Here is a 4,762-nt window from a genome sequence, read left to right as displayed (position 1 = left end):
ATGAACCTCAAAACCTCCATCATCTGCTCAAGCGCCCAAGAACGCGAAGCGCTGCTCGCCACACTGGTGACACCAGCGGGGGTGGAGATCAATGTGCATGTGGGCGACGCCAAGCGCCTGTTGTCGGTGATGCAAAAGGACCAGCCCAATGTGGTGCTGCTCGATTTGCCGGTGGCCGATAACGGCGCCTTTGAGCAGATCGAGGCGGCCACCTTGCGGGTACCCGGCGTGATGGTGCTGCTGGTCAGCCCCGACCCGTCCATTGACCTGCTCAGGCGCGCCATGCAAGCTGGCGTGCGTCATATTTTGCCTGCGCCGCTGAACAAAAACAGCGTACTGAGCGCCGTGGACTACCTGCGCGAATCGAAGTCGCTGAGTTCGCGCCTGGTGCCCAACGACGGCGAGTTGCTGGCCTTTTTGAACGCCAAGGGCGGCTCGGGCAGCACGTTTTTGGCGAGCAACCTGGGCTATGCGCTGGCGGCCGCCGGCAAGAAGGTGCTGCTGGTGGACCTGAACCTGTTTTTTGGCGATATGGTGGGCAACGTGACCGACCATCAGCCGGGCTCCAGCGTGCTGGACCTGGCCCGGCAAGCCGACATGCTTGATGCCGCCTTATTGGCGTCGAGTGTGTTGGCAGCCCGTGAGAATTTGTATGTGCTGAGCGCACCGCAGCTGCCCTACCGCATCGAGGCGCTCACGCCCGCGGTGCTGCAAAAAATCCTGGAGCTCGCGCTCAGCCAGTATGACTTTGTCATCCTGGACGTGGGCCGCACGCTGGACCCGACCAGCATCAAGGCGCTCGACCTGGCTACCCGTATTTACCTGGTCCTGCAACTGGCGCTGCCGGCGATTCATAACGTCAAGCGCATCGAGACCGTGTTCGAGGGTTTGGGCTATGGGCAGGGCAAACTCAATGTGGTGGTGAACCGCTATGAAAAAGGTGGCGACATCGGGCTCGATGAGCTCGAGCGTGCCACGCAGACCAAGGTGGCGCGCACCGTGCCGGCCAGTTATGAGGCGGTGATGGCGTCGATCAACCAGGGGGTTCCGCTGCCCATGCTGTCACCGCGCGATGACGTGGCGCATGTGTTGCAGGCGTGGGCCGAAGATTTGTCGCCGGTCACGTTGAAGCCGAAAGAACACTGGTTTTCGGCGCTGACGGGTTTTTAGCACCAAGAGAGAACGATCATGGACACTCAATCACAAGCAGAAGAACTCCGGCTGAAGTCATCACCGACAGAGCTGACCGGCGGGCACCCTGCTGCCGCCTACACGCATACCGAATACCACAGCCTCAAGGACAACTTGCACAACCAGTTGCTCAGCCGGATCGACCTGACCGTGATGAGCGCAATGAAGCCCGAGCGCCTGCGCGAAGAGCTTGGCCTGCTGGTGGAGCGGCTGCTGCACGAGACTGGCGTGGCACTGAACGCGCCGGGGCGCAAGCAACTGGTGCAGGACATTCTGGACGAGATCATGGGCCTGGGGCCGCTCGAGGGCCTGTTGGCCGACCCATCAATTTCGGACATTCTGGTCAACGGCCCGCACCAGGTTTACGTGGAGCGCAACGGCAAGCTGATCAAGACCGAGGTCAACTTCTCTGATGATGATCACCTGATGAAGATCATCGACAAGATCGTCTCGCGCGTGGGCCGGCGCGTTGATGAATCCAGCCCGATGGTGGACGCGCGCCTGCCCGACGGCTCACGCGTCAACGCGATCATTGCGCCGCTGGCGCTCGACGGCCCGCTGCTTTCCATTCGCCGCTTTGCCGTGGTGCCACTGACCATGAGCGACCTGCTCGACAAACGCACACTGACGCCGGTGCTGAGTCAATTGCTCTCGGCCATGGTGCGCGCCAAGATGAACATTTTGATTTCGGGCGGCACCGGTACCGGCAAGACCACGCTGCTGAACGTGTTGTCGGCTTCCATACCGCACAACGAGCGCATCGTGACGATCGAAGACGCCGCCGAGCTGCAACTGCAGCAGCCGCATGTGGTGCGACTGGAAACCCGCCCGCCCAACATCGAGGGCAAGGGCGAGGTAAGCCAGCGCGCGCTGGTGCGCAACAGCCTGCGCATGCGACCCGACCGCATCATTGTGGGCGAGGTGCGCGGCGCCGAAGTGCTCGACATGATGCAGGCCATGAACACCGGCCACGAAGGCTCCATGGCCACGGTGCACGCCAACTCGGCGCGCGACGCGCTCACCCGGCTGGAAAACATGGCTGGTTATGGCGGCGCGTCGATCCCGCAGGATGCGATGCGCCAGCAGATCAGCTCGGCCATCATGGCGGTAATCCAGATTGCCCGGCTCAACGACGGGCGCCGCAAGATTGTCAGCCTGCAGGAAATCAACGGCATGGAAGGCGACATCATCACCATGCAGGAGATTTACCACTTCAACCAGACCGGCATTGCGCCCGACGGCTCGGTGCAGGGGCACTTCAGGGCCACCGGCGTGCGGCCCAAGTTCATGGACCGGCTGAAGTCCTACGGCCTTGAGGTGTCTGACGAAACCTTTGACCCCACACTGATTTACGAGTGACATCATGGACTACAGCTTTTCACTGTTATTGATCCTCGGCTTTGTGGCGGTGGTGCTGCTGTTCGAGGGCATCTACGCTTACTGGAACGACACCCGCAGCCCCGAGGTGCGCCGGGTGGCGAACCGCCTGCGCGCCATTTCAGCCGGTGGCCACGTCGAAGGCGAAGCAAAATTGTTCAAGGAACGGGTGCTCAGCCACACCCCATCCGTGCAACGCCTGCTGTTGTTGCTGCCGCGCGTGCACCATCTGGACCGCTTGCTGCTGCAGGCGGGCAGCAGCGGCACGGTGTCGCACCTGCTGGCGGCATGTGCCGTGCTGGCGCTGACCGGCCTGGTGGCGGGCTTGGTGCTGCAGTGGCAGGGCCTTGTCACTTTTCTGGCGGTGTTGGCGCTGGCGCTGCTGCCCGTGTTGCGGCTGGTATGGCTGCGCAACAAGCGGCTGAGCAAGATCGAGGCGCAGTTGCCCGATGCCATGGACCTGATCGGGCGCGCACTGCGCGCCGGCCACGCGTTTCCGTCGGCACTGGCCATGGTGGGTGCCGAGGCACAGCAGCCGATTGCGGCTGAGTTCAAGATCATCTCTGACGAAATCAGCTTTGGCATCTCGGTGGACAGCGCGCTCAACAACCTGGCCAGCCGCGTGCCAAGCCCGGACGTGCGCTACTTTGTGATGGCCGTGATCATCCAGCGCGAAACCGGCGGTAATCTGGCCGAGTTGCTGGGCAAGCTGGCCGAGCTGGTGCGCGAGCGCTTCAAGCTGTTTGCCAAGGTGCGCGTGCTGGCCGCCGAGGGCAAGCTGTCGGCCATCATTCTGGTGGCACTGCCGTTCTGTGTGGCTGGCGTGGTGCAGCTATTGAATCCGGGCTACATGGCGGTGCTGTTCACCGATGCAATGGGCATCAAGCTGGTGATTGGCGCGATGGTGCTGATGGTGATCGGCATTTTTGCCATGTGGCGCATCATCGACATCAGGGTCTGAGGGAGGCCATCATGAACATGCAAACGCTTATTCTGGTCTTGCTCTTTCTGGCGGTCACCGGACTCGCCTGGGGGGTCACACTTTGGTTCGACCGCGACTCGGCCTTGCGCCAGCGCTTGAACCAGTTGATCACCCCCGAGGGCAGCGGTGAAAAGAGCCTGATCGCAGGCAGCGAATGGCAGGCCAAGGTGATCAAGGCGGTCGGCCCCATGGCCAAGCTGTCCACCCCCAAGGCGGGCTGGGACGAGTCGCGCCTGCGCGTGCGCTTCATGCAGGCCGGGCTGCGCGAGGCCTCCTGGCCAGCCCTTTTCTTTGCCACCAAGACCGTGCTGGCGCTGCTGCTGCCCGGCCTGTTTGTGCTGTACCAAGGCGTGAGCTCGATGCAGCTGGCCGTGAACACCACGGTCATGCTGCTGCTACTGAGCGCTGCCATCGGCTATTACCTGCCCAACGGGCTGCTGGCCCACCTGATCGAGCACCGCAAGCAAGAGCTCGAAGACGCGCTGCCCGATGCGCTCGACATGATGCTGGTCTGCGTGGAGGCCGGCCTGGGGCTCGACGCCGCCATGAACCGCGCCGCCGGTGAGATCGGGCTGCGCAGCGCGGCGCTCTCAGACGAACTGAACCTGGTGGCGCTTGAATTGCGCATGGGTGTCAACCGCGAACAGGCCTTGCGCAACCTGGCCTTGCGCACCGGGGTGGACGACATTGCCTCGTTCGTGGCCATGCTGGTGCAGTCGGACCGCTTTGGCACCAACGTGGCCGATGCGCTGCGCATCGAGGCCGAGACCATGCGCACGCACCGGCGCCTGCGCGCCGAGGAGCGCGCGGCCAAGATTCCGCTCAAGCTGTTGTTCCCGCTGATTTTCTTCATCTTTCCGTCGCTGATGCTGGTGCTCATGGGCCCGGCCATGATCAGCATTTACCGGGTGCTGCTGCCCACCATGGCGGGCAACGGCTAACTTGCATGAATCCGGAGCGACACCCCAGATGATGAAAGCGTACCGTCATCGCGAGCCATCCGTACCCGGCCCGATACCGCACACGGACCTTGAGCAGAGACTTCGTCACTGCGAGCCCCCCGTACCTGGTCCGATACCGCACACGGACCTTGAACAGAGACTTCGTCATCGCGAGCGAAGCGTGGCGATCCATGTCTTCCGAAGTCATGGATTGCGTCACTTCGTTCGCAATGACGACGTTCTTTCACGTTAATGGTTAATGGCCCAGATT

At 62.5% G+C, this 4,762-nt stretch carries 4 protein-coding genes; all 4 read left to right on the top strand.

Annotation, left to right across the window (positions count from 1 at the left end):
* A partial coding sequence (locus IBX54_RS12760; RefSeq protein ID WP_296543034.1) for an AAA family ATPase occupies window positions 1-1,170 on the top strand: 1,170 nt, incomplete at its 5' end.
* Window positions 1,171-1,188: 18 nt separating this feature from the next.
* Window positions 1,189-2,550: a CpaF family protein gene (locus IBX54_RS12755; RefSeq protein ID WP_296543033.1), complete on the top strand. Its 1,362-nt coding sequence runs from the start codon at window positions 1,189-1,191 to the stop codon at window positions 2,548-2,550.
* A gap of 4 nt (window positions 2,551-2,554) precedes the next feature.
* A complete protein-coding gene (locus IBX54_RS12750) occupies window positions 2,555-3,529 on the top strand; it encodes a type II secretion system F family protein (RefSeq protein ID WP_296543032.1) in 975 nt (324 codons plus the stop codon).
* An 11-nt stretch (window positions 3,530-3,540) separates the two neighbouring features.
* The gene (locus IBX54_RS12745) at window positions 3,541-4,491 is read left to right on the top strand and encodes a type II secretion system F family protein (protein WP_296543031.1); all 951 of its coding nucleotides are present in this window, start codon (window positions 3,541-3,543) and stop codon (window positions 4,489-4,491) included.
* Window positions 4,492-4,762 lie beyond the last annotated feature (271 nt).

It is taken from the genome of Rhodoferax sp., assembly GCF_014859475.1.
GTDB lineage: Bacteria > Pseudomonadota > Gammaproteobacteria > Burkholderiales > Burkholderiaceae_C > Rhodoferax.
This window is presented reverse-complemented; position numbering and strand designations above follow the sequence as displayed.

What these genes read in the sequence shown, in the direction of transcription:
- IBX54_RS12745 (WP_296543031.1), top strand. Translation starts at nt 3,541, where the DNA reads ATGAACATGCAAACGCTTATTCTGGTCTTGCTCTTTCTGGCGGTCACC.
- IBX54_RS12750 (WP_296543032.1), top strand. Translation starts at nt 2,555, where the DNA reads ATGGACTACAGCTTTTCACTGTTATTGATCCTCGGCTTTGTGGCGGTG.
- IBX54_RS12755 (WP_296543033.1), top strand. Translation starts at nt 1,189, where the DNA reads ATGGACACTCAATCACAAGCAGAAGAACTCCGGCTGAAGTCATCACCG.